This window comes from Embleya sp. NPDC008237 (genome assembly GCF_042956465.1).
GTDB lineage: Bacteria > Actinomycetota > Actinomycetes > Streptomycetales > Streptomycetaceae > Embleya.
The window spans coordinates 157,043-181,967 of the sequence record NZ_JBIBGL010000020.1 but is presented as its reverse complement, the minus strand read 5'-3'; the positions used below and the strand labels follow the sequence as shown (position 1 = coordinate 181,967).

Here is a 24,925-nt window from a genome sequence, read left to right as displayed (position 1 = left end):
CTCGAGGAACGCGACGAATTCCGGGAACGCACGCGGCCGGGAAGGCGACCCGCGTCATGGCCACCGACGCCATCTGGCGCGACGTGGCGTCTACATGGCTGAAGGCACTCGAAAGGTCAATCAAGCCAGCGAACTGCACAACAAGTGCGTGGAACTCATCAAGGGTGCATGCCTCACACAGTTTGCCAACGCCATCCACGACTCCCCCGGCACGTACATCGCGGACCCTCTCCGTGTCGTTCCGGCGGAGGAGGCGTCCGGTCACCTGGCCGCACTCGAACGAGTCCGCGCCCGGGTCGCAGACGCCCGCACCGCCCACTACCACGCCGCGCACGAGATCGCGCTGGCCGACGATGCCCACATGACGTTCCTGAGCAGCGGCCAGAGCGTCGACCTCGACGAGATCGACAACATGGGCCACCGCGAATTCGAACGCCTCACCGCGATTTTGATGTACCGCGACGGATACCGGGTGGAACGCTCCGGCGGCGGGGCTGGCGACCTCGGCGCCGACGTCATCGCCTCCCACCGGACCCGGGGCCTTGTCGTGCTCCAGTGCAAACACCCGCCCGAACGTCCGCGGTCGATTCGGGCGCCATGCAACGGCTCAGCGGCACCGGACGTCCCGTCCCACCGGGCCGACACCGTCATAGCCCTGACCAACGGCACCTTCACGCGGCCCGCGCGGAACCTCGCCACCGGGCAACGCATCCACTGCTTCGGCCGCCTCGAGTTGCGCCGCTGGGCGACGTGGGGCGACCGCCTGGTCGACATCCTCGAGTCGACTCGGACCTGGAATCACGCGACAGGGCATCCGCAGGAGGCGTGACGCAGGTTGCGCGACGTCGGCGGTCGAAGCCCGCGCGGCCAAGATCGCTTCCCGACGACGATCGGACGAGTTTCCGGGGGTCGACCTGCCCCACGCTCCCATCGCCCGGCAAAGGAGCGATTCACCGTGTCCCGGAGTCCGTGTCGTGTCGGGCGCAGCGGCGTTGTGGATGTGACGCCGGTGCGGCAACCGGCCCCGGGATCGGAGGACATGCGTGCCCCCACACGAGCCGTTGCTGTTGAGCGAGATCATGGCGCAGGCCCTGGGCCGCGAGGCGCCGAGTAGGGATGCGCCGGTCACTGCTGCCGTGGGTGGCCCGGCTCCGCGTGCGCGGGAGCGTGCGCGACGGTCGGAGGGTGAGCGTCCGGACGACGATCGGGCCATGGACGCGAAGAGCACCGCGCGGACTCTGGCCGCGGCCTCCGGGTTGGACGTGCACGTGGACGACGTCTGGCAGTTGGCCCGCCAAGGATGGGTCCGCTGCAGGTCGTCGAGCCCATCCCCGGGGAAGCGAACGTGGGTGTTCAGCGTCGGTGACGTGGAGGCTTTGGCCTCGCACTACGAGGTGGTGTCCGACATCGTCGCCGCCCAACCGGCCCGGATCGCGCGCCTCACGGACCGTGAGGCCGCCCAGTTCCTGGAGTGGCCTCTCGTGCTGTTCCGTCGGGTTGTCGGCCATCTGGGTATGCGCCCCGATCCCGACGAGCGGTGGTCGCGCGCCGAGGTGGACGCCCTCGCGGACGACCACGAAGTGGGTGCGCTCGTCGCCGACGAGAGGATCCGTATGCGGGTACGAGGCGACGAACCGGTCGCGTCCCCGTAATTGGCCCCCGGTGGGGCCATGTGACACCGGGGGTCGGTTCAGCGTTTGATGCGGCTGCGGATGGCGAGGGCGGCCAGGCCCAGGAGGACGGGTTCGAGGAAGCGCGACGTCATTTCGATGTACGTGCCCGCGGTGGTCAGGTTCTGGCCCGAGGAGCGGAAGACCACGGAGTTGAGGACGACTCGTGTTGCCTTCTCAGCGCGTTTGCCGGTGAGCCTCGTGTGGAGCGGGCCGCTCAGGGCGGGATCCGGGTTGACCGTGGTGAGCGTGATGTTCTGCCCGCTCAAGCTGCCCTGCGTCTGCGGTTTGGGATCGTTGGTGGGCAGGCCCCAGAGCATCATCGCGAGGATGGTGGCGGTCATGGCAAGGCCGAGCCAGGTGAGTGCGCGGGTGGCGCGGAGCCCGTAGCCGGACAGGGCCCAGTAGGCGGTGATCAGGGCGCGTTCCGCTTGGGGGGTGTCGTGGTGGTCGTGGCGGCGCATGGACATCTCGCCGTAGTAGAAGTCGGCGGCGCCGGGTTCGTTCTTGGCGTCCTCGAAGGCTTTGCGCAGCTCGCGGTAGACGGGTGCGAGGTCGTCGGGTCCGGGGGTTCGGTCCGGGTCCGGGTGGTGGGGGCCCGGCGTCCAGTCGCGGGTGGTGGGTGTGGTCGGGTTGGCGGGCGGGGTGCGAATGGCACGCCAGTGGTGTTCCTCCGCGAGGACGCGTCGGCGGGTCCAGCGCCAGGGGACGCCGTATCGCCAGTGCACGCCGGTGGGGGAGGTGGCGAACACGGTGCGCCCGGTGAGACGGAGCTGGTCGAGATGGAACGCACCGGTGAACACACACTCGGACAGATCGGTGTCGGTCATGACCAGGTGAGCGGCGTCGACCCCGCTCATCGAGAGGACCCGCACCTGCGCGGCCAGTGCCCCCTCGGCGAGGACATCACCGGTCAGGGTGGTGAATTGTGCGGGGTGGGCGGTTACAGCGAAGGGTTGGGTGACAATCGCGCCCCACAGGTTCAGGTCGGAATGCCGCAGACGGAGGGTCGCGGTCGCATCCCAGCGGGTTCGGACACACTGCACGCCTGCGGCGGCGACTTCGATTACCACCGGAGTGCCGAACACGGCCGAGGACAGGTCGAGAGTTTTCGCACACGCGAGAGGCCCCAACATCGACACGGCTTGAAACGTCACGCCGCGGAAGTGGGCGTCGTCGGTGAACCTGACGCCGTCGAACCCGACATGGGCGGCGAACGTCGCACCGTCGAACCGGGCGAGGGCGGAGAACGTCGCGCGGTCGAACACGGCGTCGGCCGTGAACCTGGCGCGGTCGAACCAGGCGAGGGCGGAGAACCTCGCGCCGTCGAACACGGCGTCGGCCGTGAACCTGGCGCGGTCGAACCAGGCGAGGGCGGAGAACCTCACGCCGAGGAACATGGCGTCGGTGGAGAACGTCGCACCGTCGAACACGGCGTCGGCGGAGAACCTGGCGCCGTCGAACACGGCTTCGGCGGAGAACCTGGCGCCCTCGAACGCGGCGACGGCGGAGAACGTCGCACCGTTGAACCAGGCGGGGGCGGTGAACCTGGCGCCGTCGAACACGGCTTCGGCGGAGAACCTGGCGCCCTCGAACGCGGCGTCGGCGGAGAACGTCGCACCTTTGAACCAGGCGGGGGCGGTGAACCTGGCGGCCAAGAACTTGGCGGCCCCGAGATGTGGGTGGGTGGTGGCAGGGTCGCGGACTGCGTCGAGGAGTTCGCTCAGCAGGGGGCCGTCGAGGGTGGTTCCGCAGTGGTCGACGTCGGCGCCCGGGCCCAGCGAGGCCAGATACGCGGCCCGATCGGTGGGGTTGAGATGGGTCAGGCAGAGAGCGTGTCCGGGCACCTGGATACCCCGGCATCCGACGGGGTCGCTCGTGGTCGCGCCTTCCGCGCAATGAGGCCACAGCGGAGGGAAGGGCGAAGGCGCGGGAGGCGACGTCATGCCATCGGGGACGACCCACCGTGAGCCCGCGGTTGCGCAATGGTGACCCCGGGTTCACACGCCTGGGCTTCCGACAGGCGCGCCGTCCTTTCCCGTGCGCTCGTGCGAAGTCGACAGCCTGGTGAGGCCTATCGACCAGGGCGGGTCTCGGGCGTCCGGTTGCCGGTCGTCCGACGCCAGGGCCCGGAGTACCGGCGCCCGCAGCCACGGCACCGCGCCAGATAGAGCGCGGCGGCGGGGCCTATCTGCTCGCTGGGTTCGGCCGGGTAGTCGATCCTCGCGATCCTTGCGACGAGTTGCGGGACGGCGCAGGTACACGTGCCGTCGCGGTGAGGGATGTTCGGGGGATCCGCGTCGGTGGAATCGGTCCGGAAGCCGTCGACCGGCCAGTGCTTCGCCCGTTTCATGGCGTTCTCGAAGCGCCGGACGTCGGTCGGGGTGCGGAACACCAGGAGGAGATCCGCGAGCAGAAGGTAGGCGTCGCCTCGGACGTGCCTGGGTTCCGGGGCGAAGACGGCGGCCGGGACGCCGTTCTCGTCGACGAGGGGGACGCCGTCGGCGTACCGGGAATCGCCCATGCTCCAGCCGACGGTCGCGACGACGTCGTGCTCGTGGGCGAGCCTTGAGAGGGCACGTTCGACACCGGGACGCGGGCGGGGCTCCCTCTCGCGGTCCAGGCGTGCGAGTTGCTCCGCCGCGGTGGCCTCGGCCAGGGCCTTCGCGCGGGAGACGGCGTTCCTGGCGCGGATCCCGTCGCGTTTCTTCTCCCGCGCCTGCTCTCGGGCCCGGGTCTGTTCCTCCTGCAGGCGGCGGCGCCGCTCCTCCTCGGCGAGGTGGGTGTGCTCGGCAGCGATGTATTGCGGTGCCGTCCAGACCTGCGAGAGCTGTCGCAGCGGGTACTCCAGGTGGGTTCGCGGGGCGTGGGGCACGACCTTGCCGGTGAACGCCCAGCGCAGGAAGTCGGCGACGGGCACCTGCGGGGCCGATCTCCACCGTGCGTCCCGGAACTTCACCAGGCCCTCGGCGACGACCAAGCCTGCGTCGCCGTCCCTCGTCGCCAAACGGATGGAGGGGACCGTGCCGAGCCAGGGCGGGCGGGCGCGGTCGCTGAACCATATGGAGGTGACACCGTCGGCCCGCATCCTCTCGGTCCGGGCGGTGATGTCGGCGTCAGTGAGGGGTGACAACTGGGCTTCGAGCGCCGTCCGCCAGGTCCCGGCGGGGTCGCCCGCCAGGACGTCGGCGCGCCAACTGCCATCGGGGCCGCGGACTTCGAGTTCGGCGTGGGCGCCCGCGTCGCGGGCCGCTCCCGCCAACTCCAGCTTGAGGAGGTGGTGGGCGAGGGACTCCAGGCCGAGCGCGCAGGCGGGCGCGCCGGGCGCGTGGGCGAAGAACCTCAGTCCCGCCCTGGAGGTTTTCGCGATCATCGGGTGCCCGCACTCGTCGCAGACGACCGGCGCCCGCGGCCGCACCCTCCACACCGCCTCCCAACCGCGCCCGCATCCCAGGTCGGGCAGATGCGCGAAGACGGTTCCCCACTGCTCGTGTACGGCCCGGAACGCCACGCTGCCCCCTGGAATCGACACAGGAATGTTGTCCGCCGACGAGGCTCCGGAAGCCGGCGCGTTCCGGCGGGAGTTCGTTTCGTCTGCGGTTCCGCTGCGGCCTGCGACACCCGGACCGAGCGGATCCCCCGGGACCGAGCGCACTTCCCGGGACGAGACATTCAGGAGCCGGCCAGCACCACGGCCAGCATCGCCGAGCCCAGCAGAAACGGGCCGAACGCGACGGGACGGCCTCGAGCGGACTGGTCCACCAGCGCCCGTGCCACGGCGAAGAGCCCCGCGGACACGTAGGCGAGGACCACGGCCTGGAGCAGCGCGGCCCACGACAGCCACCCGACGACGAGCCCGACCAGCCCGGCCGCCTTCGCGTCGCCGAGCCCGAGCCCGCCCGCGGTCAGCGCGAGCAGGACGTGCGCGATGAGCATCACCGTCATCGCGAGGGACGCACGCAGATACGCCGTCCCGTCCAACGGGATCGCCAGCAACAGCGCCAGCACCGGATAGCCCGGCAGGGTCAGTGAGTTCGGTAGTCGCATCAGCCGCAGGTCACACGCGACGAGCCCGCACGCGAGCAGCGTGAACGCAAGGAACGCCGGCGACTCGGCTCCGGGCCCCAGGCGCCAGAGCACGGCGGAGCCGGCGACCGCGAACGCGGCGGCGACCGGCAGCCGGTCCTGTCGCAGCACACCGCGGGTATCGGGGTCGAGGACCGGCCCGGGAAGTCGCATATCGCAGGAGCCTCTCACCCGACGCGGACGTCGTCGAGAACCCCGGCGCCGGAACTTGCCGCAATACGGGGGGAATCGGCGAGCGGACCCCGGCTTTCGCCTCGGCGGGGTCGTGGACGCGGCCAGGAGAACCGTAGGGTTCGGTCTCGTGACGAACCCACCACACGGCGAGACCCCCTTCGGCCCCGACCGTGTGCCCCGCCCCTCGTGGTCTCCCACCATCGGCGATGCCGGAGACTCTCGGTCGGCCGCGGCGTCGCGACGCCGGCGGGGCCTGTGGGTGGCGGGCGGCGTGTGTCTGGTGTGCGTGGCCGTCGCCGGGATCACGCTGACCGATTCCGGGGGCCGCGACCGGCATCCCGCCGAATCCGTGGCGGCGTCGGCCGCCACCGCCACGACACCCCGCCCGGCCCAGACAGAGCTGCGGCAGCCTTCCGGGCAATTACGCCTACGCGCACCGTTGAACGGCTGGTCGGCGTCCGCCGCCTGGTCTGTTCCCGTGGCCCAGCCCCGTGCCGGGGACGGCTTCACGTACGCGGGGAACAAGGACGGCGTGGTCATCGCCACCCCGGACCGGGCCCTGGCCGTCCTGAACCCCGCGGACGGAGCGGTACGGACACGCACGCCCTTCCCCGACGGTGGGTTCCACGGGGTGCACGCCACCGCGACGCTGGGACTGGCTCACGTAGGCGAACGCGTCCTCCTGGCCCCGCTCGACACGACCTCACCCCCGATCGCCCTCACCGTCCCGCCCGGTTCGGAGGTGAGCACCACCGGCGACGCGGTGTTGATCACCGCACCCGGCGACACGGCGATGATCGCGGACCGCGACGGCACACACGGGGTTCCCCTTCCACCGGGGACACATGCGCTCGCGGCCGACGGCGACACCGTGATCGCGGCCACCCCCGCCGGTCCGTGGTGGCGGGCGCGCACCACGGGCGCCCCGCCAGTCCAGGTCACGCCCACGCCGCCCCGCCCGGACGCGCGCGTGCGATCGGTCACCGCCGCTGGCCACGATCGTGTCCTGGTGCTGTGGTCCGGTCCCGAGTCGAGCACCACCACGACCGCCCTGCACGACGCGAAGACCGGGGCGGTGATCCTCGCGGCCCAGGTGCCCAGCACCGAGCTGACCGGCGCCTACCTGCTCTGGGACGGCGGCCCCGTGGCCGGGTTCGGGCCCCTGGTCCTGGACATGCGCACCGGTCGCCATGTCGTCGTGCCCACCTTCCGGGCGGCGAGCATCCGGGGAACCACCGTGTTCGGGCACCTCCGTTCCGGGCAGTCCCGAACAGCGGTCGGCGTCGACACGAACGACCTCCAGGCGCCACCCCGTCCCCTCGGCCCGTCAACGCCGCTGCCCTGGGCCGACGCGAAAGGACGGGCTCTCGTGGGCGACCTCGACACCGACGGCGTCTTCCGGATCTACGCCCTGGACCCGGCCTAGTGGGATGTGCCGGCCTCCCGCAGCAACCTCGCGAACGCGGCGGCGACCGGCAGTCGATCCCGTCGCAACGTACTGCGCGCATCGGGGTCGAGTTCCGGCCCTGGAGCCGCATATTGCCGGAGCCTCTCGTCCGGGGCCCAGGTCGTCGAGGTCGGTACGCGACCGATGACGCGGTCCTCGGCGGACCTGGGCGCGAGGAGGAGACGGTTCTAGGTCACCGAGCCAAGTAGCGGCTGTGCTCTGCCATTGCCTTGTCGTGGAGTTCTGTCGCGGTCACGCGAAGGGTCTTCCGGAGCTGTTCGGCGCGCCGTCCGCGCGTCTTGACCGCATGGCAGTTCGTGCACAACGCGATCATGTTGGCGGGGTGGTCCTCGCCATCGCGCGCGAGATCCTGCACGTGGTCGACTTCGAGGATCGGGTCGCCGGTCGTCGAGATCTCAGAAAAATCGGGGCTGGCGCACTCGGGACTCTCGCAACACCCGCCGGACCGGTCGATGACCAGGGACCTTGCCGCACGGGAGCGATTCCGCAGAAGCCTCGTCGTCTCCGTCGGGGAACTGCCCTCCCGTTGCGAGGATTCGAGGACCAGCACTCGTTGGTGGTACTCCGACAGCGCCCGCCTGACCGGTCCCGGTGCGGCGACCTGCTCAGGGATGGTGTGGGCGCTCGGGGTACAGCCGGGGCACCAGAGCTTGTTCCTCTCGTATGCGCGCGCAGCGAGCATGAACCAGCCGATGTCAAAGGGGTGCTGGTGCTTCGTGCAGATGAGGGCGTACCAGCGATTGTCCCGACCAGCCTCGTCCACGCGCATTTGCATCGCGAGCTCGTACTCCCCTTGCGGATGAGGCCACAGCACCTGCCACCCCTGTACGCACGATGGCCCCACCGGATCCCTGAGCCTTCTGCCCATGGCCCCACCTTCGTATACGCAGCGTCTCCGCCGCCGCCCCAAATACTCAGGCTATCGGCCACGCACTCAAACGAGGGCATGTCCCGGACCCGGCGGACGGCGCCTCGTCCTCGACGGTTGTGGTGGGACCGGACGCTCCGGCAATCAGGACTTGGGCGGTGACGGTTGGAGTAGACCGCCGCCCGACTTCGCGAATCCGCCCCCAGGCCGTGCATGACGGCTACGGCGACGAGATCCACCGGGCCCGACCCGGCGCGGCGTGACGTCGGTCGACCAAGCCGGCCCGCGATCGAGGTCGTGAATCGAGCCTTTGTCCTCGCGTGAACCCTCGATGCTCCTGTCGGAAAGCGCAGTTCAGACAGCCTGTTGCCGAGGGACAGGGACGGAAGGGACCGAGATTCGCATTACGACTCGCCTCACCGTCCGTGCCTCCCGTCCGCGCATGCGCGATTACATCGCCGCCTCTTCGACTGGGTCGTTGCGTACCTGTATTTACACCCGCGCCTGGGCTGCTTGGACGTCCCGGCGGGCCGACAAAATTCCGCAGAGATACGGAGCTGTGTCATCGTGCACGGCGCGAGCAACGGGACCGAAGGTTCGACCCGCATTCAGTCCCTTGGGAAACCACCAGGTCACAGGCGTGCGTGTGACCAGCAAGGGACCGAAGGGACGGAGCTTCGGAATAACGCCGAAGCCTGATCGGCGAGGCAGGTCCGACGGCACCCCACGGTGCCCGACATCCCGATTCACACCGGACCCGAACGTTCGGCTTGCGTCCACGCCCCAGACACGGCCATACGGTCTAGACGGACATCGACGGCCTTGGTCAGCCCCTCAACGGCCTGCGGTCGATATCTCGGCGGAACCTCGTTGCGAGCGGGGCGTCTTCTCGCCCACTCGGCCGGGTTCGATGGTGCTGGGGTCGACCGCCTCGCCCGGGGCCCCGTCCTCGTACAGCCCGGTGGGCTGGGTGTCGCGGTCGTGGGGCAGCAGGAAGAAGACGCGGCGCAGGTGCAGACCGCTGTCGGGGTCCGCTTCCGCGTGTTCGTCGAGTTCCGTGTATCCGATCATGCGGCCGTCGCGCTCGTATCGGGGTTTGCCGCGGCGGCGCGGCGTCTTGTCCAGGGATTGGCGGACGTAGTCGAGGCGTTCGGGGTCCTCCACCCACACCACGGTGGTCTCGTGGCCGAGATCACCGTCGTTCAGCAGCGAACTCATGCGGGCCTCATCTCGTCGTCGGGCGGTGCCGCCGGGTGGTGGTCGCGTCGGTCGTCGCGATCCATGGTAGGTGGGTGGTGTCGGAAGGGACGAGCGGATCGGTGTGGCGGGTGCGCGTGGCGGGCTAGTCGGCGTCGTCGGGGAGCAGGCCCAGGCCGGGGTAGTAGCGGGCGCCGTTGGACCTGGTCATGTCGGCCGGTGAGGACAGGCCGAGTTCGTGGCGGACGCGGGTGGCGAATGCTCGTCCGGTGGCCGGGCGGATGCCCTCGCCGGCGGCGCACCACGCGCTGTAGGTGGCGTAGAGGAGGCCTTGTTCGACCTTGGGGTCCCGGGCCCCGTTCGCGCCGGTGGTGGTGCAGCGTTCCTCGAGGAAGCGGCCGATGTGGTCCTCGGTGGTGGCGTAGGCCTGGGTGGCGGTGCGGACCAGGTCGGGGCCGTCGAGGGGGTCGCGGGTGGCCAGGTAGCGGCCGGCGCCCTGGATGAGCCATTGCAGGATGCCCGGTCCCTCGCTGTCGACGAGTTCCTTGGCCAGGTTGTCGATCTTGCGGGAGGCGGGGACGACGCGTTCGAAGGGGATCAGGCGGATCCTGCGCCAGAAGGCGTAGCCGCCGGTGCCGACCTCGGGGCGGTGGTTGCCCAGGAGCCACAGTTTGTGGGTGGGGGTGAAGGAGAAGAAGTCCTGGCGCATGCGTCGGGCCATGATCCGGTCGCCGCCGGTGAGGAGCTTGACGCGGGCCTCGTCGAACTTGTCGTTCGGTTTGAGTTCGCTGCACACCACCATGCGGCGGCCGTGGAGTTCGGTCAGTTCGGTGCTGTGCTCGTTGTACTTGCCCTTCTCCATGAGGAATCCGGGCGGCGCGGCCTGCGCGTAGTCGCCGAGGATCTGCGTCATCACGTCCAGGAGCACGCTCTTGCCGTTCTTGCCCGAGCCGTACAGGAACGGGAGGACCTGGGCGCCGACGTCGCCGGTGATGGAGTAGCCCAGGAGGAGATGGAGGAAGTCGATCGTCTCGCGCCCCCGGGCGTCGTCGCCGAAGGTGTCGGTGAGGAACCTGTGCCAACGCGGGGTGGGGGTGTTCACCGGGGCGACCGAGGTGGCGCGCGAGTGCATGTCCTTGAGCGGGTCGGGCTTTTGCAGCGCGCCGGTGTGCAGGTCCACCACCCCGCCCGGGGTGCACAGGGCGTAGGGGTCGCCGTCGAGGATGTCGGCGCCGAGCGCGAGACCGGGGGCGGCCTTGGCCTGGACGAGCATCGCCTTGATACCGGACGTCGACATCGAGCGCTTGCGGTGCTCGCGCAGCTCCCGGTCACGGAACATCTCGCCGGGGTCGGTGGTGGGCATCTGTTCGGCCATGTCCCCGGCCGCCCACACCACCGCCTTCTCACCGCCGGCCCTCATCCACCGGTAGCCGTCCCAGGCGAACCAGCCCAGGCCGTCCACGTGGCGGAACCTGTCGCCGTACATCGACGCGAACAGCTTCGCGTTCCCGCGGTCGCTGAGCATGGTGGGCAGTTGCCCGACGGTCGCGGTCTGCTGCGCCGAGGACGGCGGCCCGCCGTGTTGTGCGGGCACGGCGGCGTGTGAGGCCACCTGGAGGGCCAGCATCTGCTGGGCGGCTGCGGGAGCGTCGAAGAGCCGCTCACCGCCCTGGCGGTCGCTGTTCATGGGCGTTCTCCGTGGAGCGGGCGCCGCGCGCCGGCGGACAGGGCGGAGGCGATGATGGACGCGCTGCGGCGTCGTTGGTGCGGGCGGGCGACGTCGGCCGCCTCGTCGAGGAGTTCCCGCGCCCGGGCCTCGGTGAGCCAGCCCGCCGCGACGAGACCGCCCGCGGTGTAGGCGGCACGATTGAGTTTGTCGCTGAACCCCGCGCCCTGAGGGCTCGCGGCGCACGCGGCCACCGTCTCCAGCAACGGCGCGAGGCTCCGCAGGGCGTCCTTCCCGCGGCCTCGGCCCGTGCGGGTGGGCGGCGGGGGCGGCGGTGCCGAGGGGCGGTCCGCGACGGTGTGACCGGTGCGACGGAGGTCGTCGGCGAGCCACGCCGGCAGCGGAGCAGGCACCCGCGTGGGCCCGACGGGACGGTAGGAGCCGGCGGGCACGCGGGTGGTGGGCGCGACGATGTAGCCGCCATGGGCGCGGATGTCGACCTGCCAGGCCAGGGCCGTGTTCGGGCTCGAGCCGGTCGAGGATCGGTAGTGGTCGCCCGGGTCTGTTCGGTACCAGATGTGCATGCCTCCTGAGGGCGTCCGAACGCGCAGGGTGGAGGTGTCGTCGACGGGGTCGGGATGCCCGCGATAGGCAGCCAGGAGGGCGAGGGTGTCGAACCCCGAGGCGAGCCCGGTCAGGTCGACGCTCTCGTGGATGGGAATGCCCGGGAGCAGCCGATCACGATGGGGCACGGCCACGGAGTGGGCGTCGACGTCGAGCACGAGGAGATTCGCCGGGCCGCAGGAAACCCCCACACCCAGGCGGGGGTTCGAGCCCCACCACGCGTCGATGAGTTCGAGGTCGGTGGTCGCGGCGTGGAAACCGTGACACCAGCGACCCGCCGGCCGGCACGGACATTCCCGGGGGTCGTGCCGAGCCTGACGGCAGCGGTCACAGTTGGCGGCCGGAACCTTGCGGCCCGCCGCCAGGGGATGAACCGGCCAACCGTTTCGCGCGCACCAGCGGGCGACGGCGCCGGGGCGGGAGTCCCTGTTCCGTGTCGTCTCCTGGCTGTGGCTCCGCACGGTCTTCCTTGTCGAGGGACTGGGCCGGTCACTTTCTGCCCCTGGATGAAAGTGCTGGTCAGAGAGCTTTCCAAGATGGTTCAGGGACGGAAGGGACTGAAGTTTCGAACGAGAATCAGAGCCTAGCGCAGCATGCCCGGCCGGGCGGCACGACATCGCGAATGTTCATTCCTTCAGTCCCTCCGGTCACTCCCATGCGCCGAAACAGGCCCCGGGCTGCCCTTGGGCCCCGGACCGCCCTGGCGCGGCTCCAGGAAATTCTTCTTCTGTCCCTCCTCTCTGTCCCTCTCTTTTCCGTCCCTGTACAAAAAGCCAGGTCAGAGGCCTGATGGCGGCCGGCCAGGGACGGAAGGGACCGAGATTTCGCATTATGAACGCTCCAGGGCCACCCCTCACGCCCGCGTATACGCGCGCGCACAATCAACGGAACTGGAATTTTCAGTCCCTTCCGTCCCTCCCGCCCCTCCAATCCTCGACCATCAGGCCTCTGACCTGGGCCTTTCTCACAGGGACCGAAAGCAGGGACCGAAAGCAGGGACCGAAAGACACGAGCCCCAGCACCGCGCCGCACCCGCAGCCGCGCAGGCCGGCATCACCCCGGCCCGTGGCTCTCACCAGAGATCGGGGCCGCGTGCCGACGCATCCGCCCAGGAACGGACCCTCACCGCCGGGCGGCGCGATGGTCGAGCGTCCGAAACGGATGACCGCCCCGCGTGGGACCCCGCCCCGAGATAGGCTCCCGGCACCCTTCGGGACGACGGCCCTCCGCGAGCCAGGGTTCGCTCCACGCTCTCTCGAAACGACCGCGATGAAATCCGCCGGAGGACCATGGACCAGCAGGAGACGAAAGAGCAAAACCCCCGGACCGCACGGAGACACACCCGCATTCGAGCCGGCCACTACCTGCAGGTCGATGCCTGCCACACCACGGCCCGCGATGTCGGGTACGCGCGCGTTGAGCACGTGGAACACCTCCCGGCCGCAATGCTGTTGCGCGGCCTCGACGCCCCACCGGCGCCGGAACGACCATCACCGCGCAATACCGCAGTGGTGGTGTGGTGCCAGGGCGTTCCCGGGGCGCTGCTCCTGCACCCGGGCAACCATCACCGAACCCTGGTCACCGTGCCCGGCGAGCACCTTGAGCACGACGAACGACACCCGACCCTCTATCCGGTCCTCGGGTGCACCGACGCGGCACCCTGGTGGCTTTGGCCACCAGGGCAGCTTCCCGTTTGAAGGATCTCAAGTCCGACACGATCGACTCTCGCCGCCTGGGGGTCCCACGACTTGCTGCCACGAGGTGTTCCGGACTCGGTGCGCATGCGTAACTGTCGGTCGGGTACGGCACATTGCCCGCATGTTCACCGGACTTGATGACATCGACTGGGCTTCGATGGAGCACGCGTACGGCTCGGCCGAGGAGGTGCCGGCTCTCCTGCGGTCCATGCGCTCGGCGGACGTGAAGGAGCGCAACGAGGCGTTCGGCGAGTTCTACGGCGCCGTCTACCACCAGAACAGCGTGTACGAACCGACCGCCGCGAGCCTGCCGTTCCTGTTGGAGTTGGCCTGCGATCCCGGCACGCCCGATCGTGCCGCTGTGGTGGAGTTGATCGTCGGCATCGGGGACGACGCCATGGCATCCCTGGACCACCGGACCGATGACCCTCTCCCGGCATGGCTGGATGCGGTGGCCGAACTACGGCGACGCGCCGACACCCTCGTCGCGTTCACGGGCGATCCCGACCTGTGCGTGCGGCGTGCGGCGATCCCCGCGCTGGCACTGTTCGTCGACGAAGGCGGCGGCGCCCGGGCCGTCGCGCTGCTGCGTGACCGGCTGCCGGCCGAAGACGGGCTTGTCGAGCGGTTGGCGGTCGTCGAGGCCATGGCGACGCTCGCCCTGCGGCTTGCGGCCGTCTCCGAGCACGCGCGCACATGGCTCGCCACCGTGGCCGTCGACCCGGACGCGGACGCGCAGACCCGACTGGCGGCCCTGGCCCAACACACCCGCTGCACCCCGGACTCGGCCGGGCGGGAGGTCGTCGCGGCGGCCGTCGAGCTGCTCGAGGAACTCGCGGTCGACGCCCCCTCGGAACGGACATGGCGGCATCCCACACCCGAAACGGCGACGACCCAGGATGTGCCGCCGCAGGTCGTCGCCGCGTTCGACCACCTCGAACGGTCCAACCGCGTGCACGCGTACACCACCCGTACGCTCCGCACCCTCCACGAGGCACTCGCCGAACGCGTCGCGCCGCGCTCCGAGTTGCTGACGGCGCAGCTGCGCAGCCCGGACCCGGGCACGCGCCTGGACGCGATACGCATGGCCGGCGATCTGATGAAGGACTGGCGCGGCGACCACACGCCCCTGGTGCTGCTGGTCGCGGAACAACTCGGCGCACGGGATCGGGAGGTCGCCGCGGAGGCCGCCGCCGTCCTGGACGCCTGCCACGCGATCGCGGAGCCGGCCAGGGAGGCACTGGGCGCGCACGTCGCGGCGCAGCGCGTCGAGTACGGCCCCGACGTGTGGGCGGATTCCGACCTGGAGTTGCGGCGGGCGCACCAGACGGCGGTGTGTGGGTTGGCCCGGTTCGGGGATGTGCGGGCGTTGCCGTCTCTGCTGGTGGCGTTGGACGGCGGCGTCGACGCCTGGCGGGCGTTCCAGGTCGCGGGCCGGCTGCCACAGGAGTCCCCCGTCCTGGTGCCCCGGTTGTGCGGGCATCTGCGCGACGCGGATCTCACGCGGTCGTGGTTCGAGGGCACCGCGCCTGCGCTGATGGATGCCCTGTCTCGACTCGGGGACGCGAGCGCCGTGCCCGCGATCGTCGACACGCTGGTCGCCGCCGCACGCGACCAGCACCGGGACAGCACCGTTGCGGCCCTGAATGCCTTGGCACCGTTCGGACCGGCCGCCGCGGACGCCCTGCCCCTGGCCCGGCGGTTGACCAAGGCCCCCGAGACCCGCGTCCGAATCGCCGCCATTCGGACCCTGCACGCCCTCGGCGGCGCCCGCGACGAGGTGCACGCGGCGATCGTCGAACTGGCGGAATCCGAAGGGGACTACTGGATTCGCGAGGTGGGCGACCTGCTGGGACGCATCGGCCCACCCGCCCCGCCCGTACTGGTGACGCACCTGCGGGAAGCGCTGACGGACAACTACGAGTGGCAGCGCGTCCACGCCGCCACCGCACTGTGGGACCTCTTCGGGGAGCCGGAGACACAGACCGTGCTGGACACACTGCTGCGGGCGTGGGAGGAGAACTCCTCCACGGCCAACCACATCGTGGCGTGCCTGGACCGCATGGGGGCGGCCGCGGAACCCGCGATGCCCACGCTCCGGGCCGCCCTGGCGCTCGCGCACCGCGACGGCTGGGCCAGGGCGATCGAAAGCGACGAGGAACTACAGCGGTACACCCGGCGGGTCCTCGCGAAGTTCGACTGACCGCGCCACCGGACACCACAGGCCCGGACGCGTCGAACTCGTCCGGGCCCGGCCCCGGCACTCCGCTCCCGCTGAGTACCCGGCGGCTTCCGGCAGCGTGTCCACAGAAGTGACCGGACTGCCCCCCCGCCCGGGGCTCCCGCGTCGGCAGCAACAACGCGGCGACACGACCGCCCAACGGTGTGCTCGCGCCGGTTCGATCCGACGCCTGCGGGCGGTCAGCCGAGGAGCAACGCCGTGACGGCCGAGGTGTCGGACAGGTCGGCGACAACGTGCGCGGCGCCCGACAGTTCCCGGGCGTCGCTGTTGCCGGTGGTGACCGCGACGACCGTCGCGCCGCCGCGCAGCCCCGCGTCCACGTCGGACGGCGTGTCGCCAACGATGAACGTGTTGCCGCGATCGAACGCGACGCCGTGGCGCTCGCCGGCGAGCCGGCGCGCCGTGCGGACCAGTTCGGGGCGTTCGGTGTGATCATCCCCGTACGCCCCGAGAGAGAAGTCGATGGCCGTGTCCAGGCCGAACATGGCCAGCTTGACGAGACTCACGGTGCGGGGATTGCCGCTGACCACGGTTTGAACGACACCCTCGGTCGCGTCCAGCGCGGCCAGGATCGCCGCGGCCCCCGGCAGGGCGCGCCCGCGCTCGCGCATATCGCCCGCCCGCTCGCGGTACCCCTCGGCCAAGGCCTGTGCGAAGGCGGCGAAGTCGTAGCCTCGGGGGTCCAGTCCGTGGAGCTCGGCGGTCTCGGCGAAGCCCGACGCCCCGGCCGGCGCCCCCGCGCCAGCCGGGCGCCCGACACGACCGACCTGGAGCATGTGATGACCTCGGGCAACCTGCCCGTTCTCCCGCCGGGGCGGCGCCACCCGAGCGCCCCCCGCCCCGCCCGCGCCTGCCGGGACACCGGTACTTCCCCCGGACTCCCCGTACGCGCACAACGGCCGCCTCGACCACGCCATGCGCACGGCCTCACCGCTGCCCTGGTCGGGCAGCGCCTGGGACACCTGGTGCGACCCACAACACCGACCGCATACGCTCGCTACGTTCGCCGACGCGGCCCTGGCGGCCGCCGACGGCGCAGCCCGCGTCGACGACATGCACCTCGAGCACTGGCCGCTGATCCAACGCCTGGCCGACACCACCGAGGCGCTCACCCTGGTCCGGAACATGCTCGGCCCGGACCTGGACGTCGAATCGAGCAGGATCCTCGTCCACCGGGGACCCGCCGCGATGCCCGTGCACCAGGACGGCGCCGGCCCCGGCCTGTTGCTCGACCCGCGCCACACCGTCACCTCGGTGTACGTCCTCGCCCACGACGGCGACACCGCCTTCGCCACCGTGGTGCCCACCTCCCTCGCCGACGGATACCTGCGCCACGGGACACTCGACTGCAGCGAGTTCGGATCGCTGCCCCGTCTGCTCCCCGAGCCGGGCAGGCGCGGGCGCAGCACCGATGTCGACCTACCGCCCGGACATGCCCTCCACTGCGATCCGCGGACGCTGCGCCAGTACGGCAGCAGCGCGTTCTGGGTGGCCCTGATCCTGCGGTGGGTGACACCTCTGGGGGTCGTGCGCCGGCCCGCCGGGGCACCGCCGATCCGACGCGTCAGCGGCGAGTTCGTTCACTGGCACGAGCCCGCAGCGCTCGAACGCGCCCGCAGCAAGAGGTTCGGGCCCGAGCACGACGCGGGTGCCGACGAGTGCCTCGTTGCCCTCGGGACCGGCCCCGGCACTCCGCCCCCCGCTGATTCAGGGAACCTGATCGGAACGCCGCATCGTTCGGTGGGTGGATTCCGGACTGTGGAGTCGGGGCGCCTTCGTGGTGTCGGTGCCATAGCCGCGCTCTCAAGCGGGTGTCGTGGATGGGTTTGCCGCGTTGCGGCGAGCCCGACGCCGACGTTCTGATGACTGACGCGGGCCCGGGCCACAGGGGGCTTTCCTGACCAGCCGACCGCCCGGATCGATGCCGGTGGCTCGCGCATCAATCCGTCGGCTCCTGCTCGAAGCGGAAGTTGCGGTACTGCGCGATTTTGACGGTCTCGTCCTCCGCCAGCCCGACCACTCGGCACTTCTCGCGGAGCGCCTCGGCGGAAACCCGGGACGGTTGCCAACGGCGCGGCACGTTCATCATGTCGGCCTTGACCTTCGCCTGCTCGTTCCACTTGAAGCAGCCGGACATCTCGGCCTCCACGCCGATCAAGTCCATGATCTCGTCGACGTCGGCGGGCAGGCCCGAGTCATTGGCGCGCTCCATACGTCATAGTTTGCGCGCGGAGACGCGCACGTGCCCGTCCATCGACCGTGCCCCGGCTACAGACGTGGCTCCCAGCGGTCGCCGCCGAGGGCTTCCTCGACCAGGCGGACCGCACGCTCGGTCGCCGCCGCGCGTGACCCCTCGTACTCGTACATCCGCAGCACCGCGTCGAGGACGGCTGCGGGCACCGTGTCGCCGAGCTCGGTTCGGGCCGTCCCGTATCCGTGGCGGGCCGCAGCGAGCGCCGCCGATACGTGCTGGCGGGCCATCCGAGCAAGGATCAGCGGATGTTTGCGCAACACCTCGTGACCGCGGTAGCCGCTCGGACACAGGTCGAACAGCCAGGCGACGGCCGTGTCCTCCCAGCCGGGTAGACCCGGCGGTTGGACGCCTCGCGGCCACCCCGGCGGCGCGATCCCCTCCCGCCCCCGCTCCTTGGGAGCCGCGGCGTCGGCCAGGACATGGGCGAATCGACTCGGCTTTTCCCAGGCTGGGGTCTCGTCGTCGCCATTGCCGTACATATGTTCGATTATCGACCCTCGCCGGCTGAAAACGCACGCCGTCGGCGTGTCCACCCTCGTAATCGGTGACGCGAGGGCTGCGACCTCGTTCGAATTGCCTGCGGGCGTGTGACGCGTGCCGCAGCGTCGCGCCTCACCGCTGGCGACGAGAGGCGCGTCCGCTAATGGTACGAACGGGCTGACCACTTTGGGGTCGTTCCGCCCCGGCACCGCGAACCCGACCGTGCCGATGCCTCCCCCGTCGAGAGCTGCGGGCGATACCGTGCATCCATGAGCGACACCAGCATCGAGTTCACCGACGCCGAACTCGCGGCGCTGCGCGAGCGCGCCGCCGAGCGCGGCACGACCGTCCACGACTACGTCGTGTCCACCGCGACCGGCGCCTTCGTCGACAAGGCCCACAGTCGGTTCGACGCCTGGGTCCAGGACCCGGCCTTCGCCGAGGCCGACCGCGCCGTCGACGCCGCGTAGCCGCGTGCCCCGATACGTCACCCTCGCCGAACTCCTCGAACTCGCCGAGGAGATCGAGGACCCCACCGTCACCGACTTCGGAGCCCTGATCGCCGCCGTCGCACGCCACCAGGGCGTCGTGATGGGCATGGAGGTCTACCAGGGATCGCGTGCCAGGGCCGCCGCGCTCCTGCACTCTCTCGCCCGGGTCCCCGCACTCGAGGCCCACAACGCCACCTTCGCCGCCGCGGTGGCCGCCGCCTACCTCGACGATCTGGGCGTCACCATCGACCCGGACCCCGCGAAATGGGCGGCCCTGGCCGTCGACGCCGCCGAGGGACGCGCCGACGTCGCCGAGACTGCCGCCCGCATCCGCACCCTGACCACCTGATCCGGCACACCGCGCGTTGCCGTTCTCGGGGCCCGGTCCGCGTTCATCGGGGAATCCACCTGCCGACGAGGTAGGGCCGTCGCGAGTATTCACGACCCCGGGCCGCGAGCGGGCCGGGGCTCAGGGCACCTCGTTCTCGGCGTCCGCCCGATCCCGCGCACGCTCGGCCAGCCGCTTCTTCTCCAGCACCAACACCTTTAGGCACGACGCCATGGCGTCCTGGGCCAGACCTTCGTCGGTCAACTGGTAGCGGTACGGCTCGTAGCGCTGCGGCCTATTCGGTTGCTGATACAACGTTTCCCACGTCAGCGCTTCGAGGGCCGTGTGCTTGCTCGCCCTTCGGATCAGCCCCAGACGCTGAAGCATGGCGCAACCGTCCTCGTAGGCGTCGCGTTTGAGACCGAACTGGCCCTCGCGGGCATCCGCGTACAGGAACACGCCGGACTCGTCGTGGCTGTCCGGGAAGCGCTTGCGCAGGAGCCGCAGCACGAGCCAGGTGACGATCTCCGAGGGCGACAGGACGTGCACCCAGCCGTGTAGGAAGAAGTCCCGGGGGACCAGTGGCCGCAACAGGCCGGAGGAGGGGACCCGGTAGACGTGCGGGGTGGGGCGATTCCCGCGGCTGTCGTCGCTCAACAACTGGAATCGGCCGTAGTCCCGGTCTCCCTTGGACGGCTTCGTCGGGATCAAGACGAGGTGCTCCTGCTCCAGCGTCCTGAGTGCCCCTTGGACCTGCCGGAGGCGGGCGGTGGTCTCGGTCCGCGTCTGCTTCGTGGAGCGAAGGTAGGTCCCCGTGACGCCGTCGTACGCGGCGTCGATCGAGATGAAGTCCGCCCAACCGTCCACCTGGCCTCCGCCGTTCAAGGGCCGAGTGTTCGGGGACACGCTCTCCCCGATCGCCAGCCGGCACTGCGCGTCGAAGATCGCCAGCAGATAGAAGCGCAGGGCGCTCCCCCGAGACCGCATCAGCCGCGACAGGGGTGGTGCGACGCCGTCGCCGCCCAGGACGAACTCGTGGCGCAGGCGGATGGAGTCGGGTCGTCGACCCTGCTCCCACACCCGCCGCAGCGTTTCGAGCACGAGCGCATGCCGCTGGTGCTTCTGGTTCAACAAGCGCCGTTCCCGGCGCTGAATCAGGTCGGCGACGTCGGCCACCACGAATCTACCTCCGTTTGAGCACAACGCTTTGATCCGCACAAGAGAGCTAATACTATCTAGCACTCTCCAGTGCGGATCAAAGCGTTGCTCAAACGGCCGGGCAGGTCCTCGAAACGAGAGGACCATTGACGCAGAGCAGGGGAATCGCCCCGCTTACCTCGGCTCGGCGGAGCCACCGTTCGCGGGAACGCGAACGGCCCCGGGGGCAACCGGGGCCGCTTCCGTCGGGTTCACAACCACTAGGAGACCCAGTGTCAAATGTACGACTTCGAAACGAGCTCGGTAACCGGGAGCCTCGCCGGCTTCCGCTTCGGTGGGCGGTGATCCTGACCGCAAGCGCGGTCGCGGGCGGCGTCGGCCTCGTGGCCGCAGGCGCCGTCGCCGCCATCATGGTGGCGATCGGGGTGGCCGGAGGGCTGCACAAGATGATCGCGTAGGCCGGCATCGGCCGCGCCCGCAGGTTCGGGCGCGGCCACGTCGGAGCCACACAGCCCATGCCCGTCGACGACGGAGTGTCGCGCCGCCGTCGACGGGCCCGGCCCGTACGATCGAACAAATGCCTGACCTCTCGGCGTCGGAACACTTCCACTTCCGACCGACCGCCAACTCGCGTTCGAACGCGCCCACCTCGAATGCCTACGCGTAGCCGAGGCCCACGACGCTCCCGCGCTGGACCGGGCGCGGGCGGCGCGAATGACCGCAATGCAGGCCCTGATCGCCGCCCGTGAGGAAGCCGGCGCACCCGGTGCCGACGACCGCGACACCCTCAAGAAGGCGGCCTTGGCCGTCCTCGCGCAGGAGGCGAACGAGAGCCCGGCGACGTAGCGACGGCAGGTCCAGGCGCGCCTCGTCGGCCGCGGCTCGCTCCCGGGCGGCGGGCATCAGGTCCGCGCACTCGCGGAACACCTCCTCCAGGGCCGCGGCCTGGGCGCCCCACACCGCCTGCCAGTGCGGCGGCGCCAACGCGGCGCGCATGCGTTCGATGTGCTCGGCCAGCAGCACCAGGCGGGGCAGTTGCGTCGGGAAGACGACCGCGTTGCGGCACAACATGCACATCAACGGCGCCACGTGGCACAGGGACCGGCCCGGGGTGTACGGGGAGTCGTAGGGGTCGCGGCAGTGGGTCAGGCCCATGTCCAACTCGCCCGCGCGCATCGCCGCCGCCTGTGCGGGCGTCATCGCGACCGCGGCCTGCTGTGACGGCTCGTCGAGGAGGTCGACGGCGGCCTCGTCGAGGAGGATCGGGCCGCGCGTCGCGCGCTCGAACACCCGTTGTTGGGCGGTGGTGATCGCACGGCCGGCCAGGACGTGGGCGGTGGTGCCGTGCGCGTAGTGCCCGCGGAACACCTCGACGTGGTGGTCGTCGCCCGCCAGGTCGCTGAGCGTGCCGCCCAGGGCGACGACCTTCGCGGTCTTGGCCGTCTTGCGCAACCGCCGCACCTGGTGCGGAAGGGAGATCACCAACCGCCGACCGTCCTCGTCGCGCTGTTCGGCGATCCAGGCGCCGAAGCGGTCCTCGGGCGTGTTGAACCGCGCCAGATCGCCCCGCACCCTCGCCGGCCCCGAGGCGGTGACCCGCCCGAGGGCGAACAGCCACGTACAGTCCGGATGCGCGCGACGCACCGCTTCGGTGGCGTCGACCAGGCGGCGCAGCAGCCCCGCGGTGTCCCAGCGGGCCCCGCCCGGGTGCCATCGGGCGCGAGCGCGGCCCGCGCGTGCCTTGGTCTGCGTCACGCGCACCCCGCCGTCGCCGAACTCGACGTCGCCGACGCGCAGATCGAGGAGTTCCTCGGGCGTGCAGCCCATGGTCAGCAGCAACAGGATCCGAAACGCCTGCAGTTCCCCCTCGCGCGGGAACAACGCGTCCGCGCTCGCCCGCACCACCGCGGTCGCCGCCGCGTGCGGACCCGGCCGGTGCGCCCGCTCCGCCATCGCGCGCACCGATGGCGGCCATTGTGCGGGGTCGCGTCCCAGGCCCCGGGCGAGTGCTTCCCCGCCGAGCATTCCCCGCGCGGCGGCCCACAGCAGGTTCGCCGGATCGTGCCACCCGCGCACCTGCGGATCCCCGCCCTCGCGCAGCCGTGCCCGGCCATCCTGAAGGCGCTGTTCCATCGCGCGCGTCACCGATCGGGCGGCGCCCTGCAGTGCCAGCCGCTCGGCGTTGGTGAACTCGTCCAACGGGGTCGGCTCCGGGCGGGGGAACAGCGCCGTGGACCGGGTGCGGGCGATCAAGGCGGCCGGCATGCCCTCGATCCGGGCGGCGCGTTGCCCCAGCAGGATCAACAGGTTGCTCGCCTTCGTGTTCGGCTGGGCCGACGGCGGCGGGTACCTGAGTTGCAGGTCGCACTCCCACGCGAACACCACCTCGGCCATGTCGATCGGGCCCGCCCCCAACGTCGCCGACGCCGGGCCGGTGTCGGATTCCGCGAGGTGGGTGTCGACGAACCGCAGGAAGTCCCGTACCGCGCCGGTCACCGCCACCGGTGCCGCGAGCGCGGCCCGGCGCACGTAGATCACCGCCTCGTCGCCGAGTTGACCCGCCAGGACCGCGCAGCGGTACCGCGCCGGATCGATGGTGGTCCGTCGCACGATGCCGCGCAGCGTGTACGGGATCACCCGCCGTCCCACCCGAGCCCCATCCGCGTCCGCGACGGCGACCGGCAGCACGGTGTCGGCGTCGGGGGCGGAGCGCACCCGGTGCCAGCGCGGCGGCATCACCGCACCCCCGAGCCGGTCGCGATCCGCGCCTGGTCGGCCCAACTCGTGTCCGCGTCGGTCCACTCCTCCAAGGCCCGCGCCACGATCGCCTCCGTCTGCTCCAGGTAGTACAGGTACCGGTAGGTCGTCGCCGGACTGCGATGCCCCAGCAATCGCTGCACCGTCAGCAACGGGTTCCGCGCCACATGACCGGCCACATACGCCGAACCACCGGCGCGGCGCTCGTTCTCCTCCCGCACCACCAGCCGGGTCAGGATCGCCAGCATGAACACTGCGAACGTGTGCCGCGTGTCGTGGATCCGCACCCGGGCCGGCATCACCACCCCCGCCTCCGGGGCGGCCGCCCGCGCCCGGGCCGCGGCCGCCGCGAAGATCTGCTCCCAGCGGGACTTGCCGGGCATCACGCCCCGCGCGCCGACGAACAACGCCATCGGCTCCGGGCCCCGGCCCCGGTCGATCACCGTCAACCGGCGCAGCGGCGCGGGCATCGCGGAGATCGCGAACTCCCGCCGGCGGCCGTGCAGCCGGCCGCGCAGTCGCATCCTGCTCTCGTCGACGTCGTCGACCACGAACAACTCGCCCGCGCGCCGTGCCAAGGTGCGGCGTGTGGCCTCGACGGCGACCGCGCGTTCGGTCCGGCGATACAGGTCGATCGAGCGCAGCACAGGGTGCCCGATCACCGCTTGGCGGGCGATGCCGTACTTGGCGACGGCCTGGAGCAACACCGGTGCCCCGGTCGCGTCGGGGCGCGGTGGGCCAACCTCGATGTCGAGCAGGCAGGTGAACTCGCGCAGCCGCATCCCCGTCGTCACCGCGAGCTCCCCGGCCGCCATGTTCCGCAGTCGGTCCCGCCCCCGGAACGCCGGGTCGACGTCGCCGTCCGGCCGGAGACCGCCCAGGCCGACGCGGTGCAGCATCTGCCATTGGGGGTGGGACAGGTGCCGCACGTCGAGCGTGTTGACGCTGCCCCACGACAGCGCGTCACGGCCGTTGGCGCGGGCGACGTACGGCTTCGCGGGCAACGATCCCGACGTCACCGCCCAGGTGTAGAAACCGTTGATCGCCGCACGGTTGCAACGCCACGTCGCCGCCGCGACGGGCGTGTCCTGGCGCACCGTACGGTGGAGCCGGTAGGCGACGAGGTCGTCCTCGGTCGCCGACACCAAGTCCACCGGCGGTTCGAGAACGGCCAGGAACTCGACCAGGCCGATCAGGTCGTAGGCGTAGTCCGCGAGAGTCTTGGCCCCCACGTGCTTGGACATCTCGAAGAAGTACGAACATAACGGCTCCACCGGCCGCATCGACGCGTCCACCACGAACGGCGTCCCGTCCGGCAACGCCCCCGGCCGGCTCAGCACCTCCCGGCCGTCGACGTCCACGCCGTCGGGCGCCTCGAAGTACCGGCGCACCTTCGCGTCACTGACGAAGAAATGATCCACGCATCCCCGCTCCTGAGCCTTGAAGGAGCTTGGAACCTAACGCGGATCCACCACCACGAAACGCACCCGATTCACCTACCTGAGACAGGCCCGGAGAGTGGTCCTAACGAAAACCGTCCCATTTAGGCTCATAAGTTCCAATAAGGGGCAGGGATTCGACCGGCGTGGAGAGTATCGGCTCGGAAGGGACCGTGATCATGTAAGGCCGGTACCACCCGCGCGACGACGGCACGCGTTCGGCCGGGCACGGCGGTGCGTCAACCGCCCAGGCCCGGCTGTGGCGCGTAGGGCAGCACGGCGAACTACACCTCGGTCCCGGCAGGACGTGAAGTTCGGAACTTTTG

21 protein-coding genes are annotated in these 24,925 nt (G+C 70.8%); 8 read left to right on the top strand and 13 right to left on the bottom strand.

From position 1 onward, the window contains the following. Positions 1-94: 94 nt before the first annotated feature. A complete protein-coding gene (locus tag ACFZBU_RS39595) occupies positions 95-829 on the top strand; it encodes a restriction endonuclease (protein ID WP_391588613.1) in 735 nt (244 codons plus the stop codon). 382 nt (positions 830-1,211) lie between these two features. Further along, entirely contained in the window at positions 1,212-1,652 is a 441-nt protein-coding gene (locus ACFZBU_RS39590; protein WP_391588612.1) for a hypothetical protein, read from the top strand. A gap of 38 nt (positions 1,653-1,690) precedes the next feature. Here ACFZBU_RS39590 and ACFZBU_RS39585 read toward each other — a convergent pair whose 3' ends face one another. From ACFZBU_RS39585 to ACFZBU_RS39575, 3 genes are all read right to left on the bottom strand, one after another. Continuing rightward, complete coding sequence (locus ACFZBU_RS39585) at positions 1,691-3,517, bottom strand: pentapeptide repeat-containing protein (protein ID WP_391588611.1); 1,827 nt, start codon at positions 3,515-3,517, stop codon at positions 1,691-1,693. Positions 3,518-3,744: 227 nt separating this feature from the next. Then, positions 3,745-5,202, bottom strand: coding sequence for a competence protein CoiA (locus ACFZBU_RS39580; protein ID WP_391588610.1), 1,458 nt, complete (start codon positions 5,200-5,202; stop codon positions 3,745-3,747). A 140-nt stretch (positions 5,203-5,342) separates the two neighbouring features. After that, entirely contained in the window at positions 5,343-5,867 is a 525-nt protein-coding gene (locus ACFZBU_RS39575) for a prepilin peptidase (RefSeq protein WP_391588609.1), read from the bottom strand. 541 nt (positions 5,868-6,408) lie between these two features. Here ACFZBU_RS39575 and ACFZBU_RS39570 point away from each other — a divergent pair. Beyond that, positions 6,409-7,356, top strand: a complete 948-nt coding sequence (locus tag ACFZBU_RS39570; protein WP_391588608.1) for a hypothetical protein — start codon at positions 6,409-6,411, stop codon at positions 7,354-7,356. Between the two features lie 214 nt (positions 7,357-7,570). On the opposite strand, the gene ACFZBU_RS39565 is transcribed toward ACFZBU_RS39570, so the two are convergent. From ACFZBU_RS39565 to ACFZBU_RS39550, 4 genes are all read right to left on the bottom strand, one after another. Next, the gene (locus tag ACFZBU_RS39565) at positions 7,571-8,266 is read right to left on the bottom strand and encodes an HNH endonuclease (protein WP_391588607.1); all 696 of its coding nucleotides are present in this window, start codon (positions 8,264-8,266) and stop codon (positions 7,571-7,573) included. Between the two features lie 834 nt (positions 8,267-9,100). Further along, positions 9,101-9,484: a DUF6009 family protein gene (locus ACFZBU_RS39560; protein ID WP_391588606.1), complete on the bottom strand. Its 384-nt coding sequence runs from the start codon at positions 9,482-9,484 to the stop codon at positions 9,101-9,103. 124 nt (positions 9,485-9,608) lie between these two features. Continuing rightward, positions 9,609-11,150, bottom strand: coding sequence for a phage/plasmid primase, P4 family (locus tag ACFZBU_RS39555; protein WP_391588605.1), 1,542 nt, complete (start codon positions 11,148-11,150; stop codon positions 9,609-9,611). Next, positions 11,147-12,370, bottom strand: a complete 1,224-nt coding sequence (locus tag ACFZBU_RS39550; RefSeq protein ID WP_391588604.1) for a bifunctional DNA primase/polymerase — start codon at positions 12,368-12,370, stop codon at positions 11,147-11,149. Before ACFZBU_RS39550 ends, ACFZBU_RS39555 begins: the two co-directional genes overlap by 4 nt. A 672-nt stretch (positions 12,371-13,042) precedes the next feature. Between ACFZBU_RS39550 and ACFZBU_RS39545 the strand changes: the two genes are divergently transcribed. Beyond that, positions 13,043-13,450, top strand: a complete 408-nt coding sequence (locus ACFZBU_RS39545; protein ID WP_391588603.1) for a hypothetical protein — start codon at positions 13,043-13,045, stop codon at positions 13,448-13,450. Between the two features lie 121 nt (positions 13,451-13,571). Then, positions 13,572-15,653, top strand: coding sequence for a HEAT repeat domain-containing protein (locus ACFZBU_RS39540; RefSeq protein ID WP_391588602.1), 2,082 nt, complete (start codon positions 13,572-13,574; stop codon positions 15,651-15,653). A gap of 218 nt (positions 15,654-15,871) precedes the next feature. Here ACFZBU_RS39540 and ACFZBU_RS39535 read toward each other — a convergent pair whose 3' ends face one another. Continuing rightward, positions 15,872-16,468, bottom strand: coding sequence for an HAD hydrolase-like protein (locus ACFZBU_RS39535; RefSeq protein ID WP_391588601.1), 597 nt, complete (start codon positions 16,466-16,468; stop codon positions 15,872-15,874). A 139-nt stretch (positions 16,469-16,607) separates the two neighbouring features. On the opposite strand from ACFZBU_RS39535, the gene ACFZBU_RS39530 reads away from it, so the two are divergent. Then, a complete protein-coding gene (locus ACFZBU_RS39530; protein ID WP_391588600.1) occupies positions 16,608-17,555 on the top strand; it encodes a hypothetical protein in 948 nt (315 codons plus the stop codon). Between the two features lie 76 nt (positions 17,556-17,631). On the opposite strand, the gene ACFZBU_RS39525 is transcribed toward ACFZBU_RS39530, so the two are convergent. Together ACFZBU_RS39525 and ACFZBU_RS39520 are read right to left on the bottom strand one after the other, a co-directional pair. Beyond that, complete coding sequence (locus tag ACFZBU_RS39525) at positions 17,632-17,904, bottom strand: hypothetical protein (RefSeq protein WP_391588599.1); 273 nt, start codon at positions 17,902-17,904, stop codon at positions 17,632-17,634. A 56-nt stretch (positions 17,905-17,960) separates the two neighbouring features. Continuing rightward, on the bottom strand, positions 17,961-18,425 hold the full coding sequence (locus tag ACFZBU_RS39520) for a hypothetical protein (protein WP_391588598.1): 465 nt from the start codon (positions 18,423-18,425) through the stop codon (positions 17,961-17,963). 270 nt (positions 18,426-18,695) lie between these two features. On the opposite strand from ACFZBU_RS39520, the gene ACFZBU_RS39515 reads away from it, so the two are divergent. Together ACFZBU_RS39515 and ACFZBU_RS39510 are read left to right on the top strand one after the other, a co-directional pair. After that, positions 18,696-18,896 carry a hypothetical protein gene (locus tag ACFZBU_RS39515; RefSeq protein ID WP_391588597.1) on the top strand — a complete coding sequence of 67 codons (201 nt, stop codon included), beginning with the start codon at positions 18,696-18,698 and terminating at the stop codon, positions 18,894-18,896. 4 nt (positions 18,897-18,900) lie between these two features. Further along, entirely contained in the window at positions 18,901-19,266 is a 366-nt protein-coding gene (locus ACFZBU_RS39510) for a fic family toxin-antitoxin system, toxin component (RefSeq protein ID WP_391588596.1), read from the top strand. 120 nt (positions 19,267-19,386) lie between these two features. Here the strand turns inward: ACFZBU_RS39510 and ACFZBU_RS39505 are convergent, their stop codons facing one another. The 3 genes from ACFZBU_RS39505 to ACFZBU_RS39495 form a co-directional block, all read right to left on the bottom strand. After that, positions 19,387-20,424, bottom strand: coding sequence for a hypothetical protein (locus ACFZBU_RS39505; RefSeq protein WP_391588595.1), 1,038 nt, complete (start codon positions 20,422-20,424; stop codon positions 19,387-19,389). 636 nt (positions 20,425-21,060) lie between these two features. Next, positions 21,061-23,139 carry a hypothetical protein gene (locus ACFZBU_RS39500; protein WP_391588594.1) on the bottom strand — a complete coding sequence of 693 codons (2,079 nt, stop codon included), beginning with the start codon at positions 23,137-23,139 and terminating at the stop codon, positions 21,061-21,063. Then, positions 23,139-24,581, bottom strand: coding sequence for a site-specific integrase (locus ACFZBU_RS39495; protein WP_391588593.1), 1,443 nt, complete (start codon positions 24,579-24,581; stop codon positions 23,139-23,141). Before ACFZBU_RS39495 ends, ACFZBU_RS39500 begins: the two co-directional genes overlap by 1 nt. Between the last annotated feature and the right edge of the window lie 344 nt (positions 24,582-24,925).

Bases quoted from the DNA above. Each gene is read 5' to 3' on its own strand.
- ACFZBU_RS39540 (WP_391588602.1), top strand. From the start codon at position 13,572: ATGTTCACCGGACTTGATGACATCGACTGGGCTTCGATGGAGCACGCG.
- ACFZBU_RS39520 (WP_391588598.1), bottom strand. From the start codon at position 18,425: ATGTACGGCAATGGCGACGACGAGACCCCAGCCTGGGAAAAGCCGAGT.
- ACFZBU_RS39590 (WP_391588612.1), top strand. From the start codon at position 1,212: ATGGACGCGAAGAGCACCGCGCGGACTCTGGCCGCGGCCTCCGGGTTG.
- ACFZBU_RS39550 (WP_391588604.1), bottom strand. From the start codon at position 12,370: ATGTCGTGCCGCCCGGCCGGGCATGCTGCGCTAGGCTCTGATTCTCGT.
- ACFZBU_RS39560 (WP_391588606.1), bottom strand. From the start codon at position 9,484: ATGAGTTCGCTGCTGAACGACGGTGATCTCGGCCACGAGACCACCGTG.
- ACFZBU_RS39515 (WP_391588597.1), top strand. From the start codon at position 18,696: ATGAGCGACACCAGCATCGAGTTCACCGACGCCGAACTCGCGGCGCTG.
- ACFZBU_RS39545 (WP_391588603.1), top strand. From the start codon at position 13,043: ATGGACCAGCAGGAGACGAAAGAGCAAAACCCCCGGACCGCACGGAGA.
- ACFZBU_RS39595 (WP_391588613.1), top strand. From the start codon at position 95: ATGGCTGAAGGCACTCGAAAGGTCAATCAAGCCAGCGAACTGCACAAC.
- ACFZBU_RS39555 (WP_391588605.1), bottom strand. From the start codon at position 11,150: ATGAACAGCGACCGCCAGGGCGGTGAGCGGCTCTTCGACGCTCCCGCA.
- ACFZBU_RS39500 (WP_391588594.1), bottom strand. From the start codon at position 23,139: ATGCCGCCGCGCTGGCACCGGGTGCGCTCCGCCCCCGACGCCGACACC.
- ACFZBU_RS39535 (WP_391588601.1), bottom strand. From the start codon at position 16,468: ATGCTCCAGGTCGGTCGTGTCGGGCGCCCGGCTGGCGCGGGGGCGCCG.
- ACFZBU_RS39525 (WP_391588599.1), bottom strand. From the start codon at position 17,904: ATGGAGCGCGCCAATGACTCGGGCCTGCCCGCCGACGTCGACGAGATC.
- ACFZBU_RS39565 (WP_391588607.1), bottom strand. From the start codon at position 8,266: ATGGGCAGAAGGCTCAGGGATCCGGTGGGGCCATCGTGCGTACAGGGG.
- ACFZBU_RS39530 (WP_391588600.1), top strand. From the start codon at position 16,608: ATGCGCACGGCCTCACCGCTGCCCTGGTCGGGCAGCGCCTGGGACACC.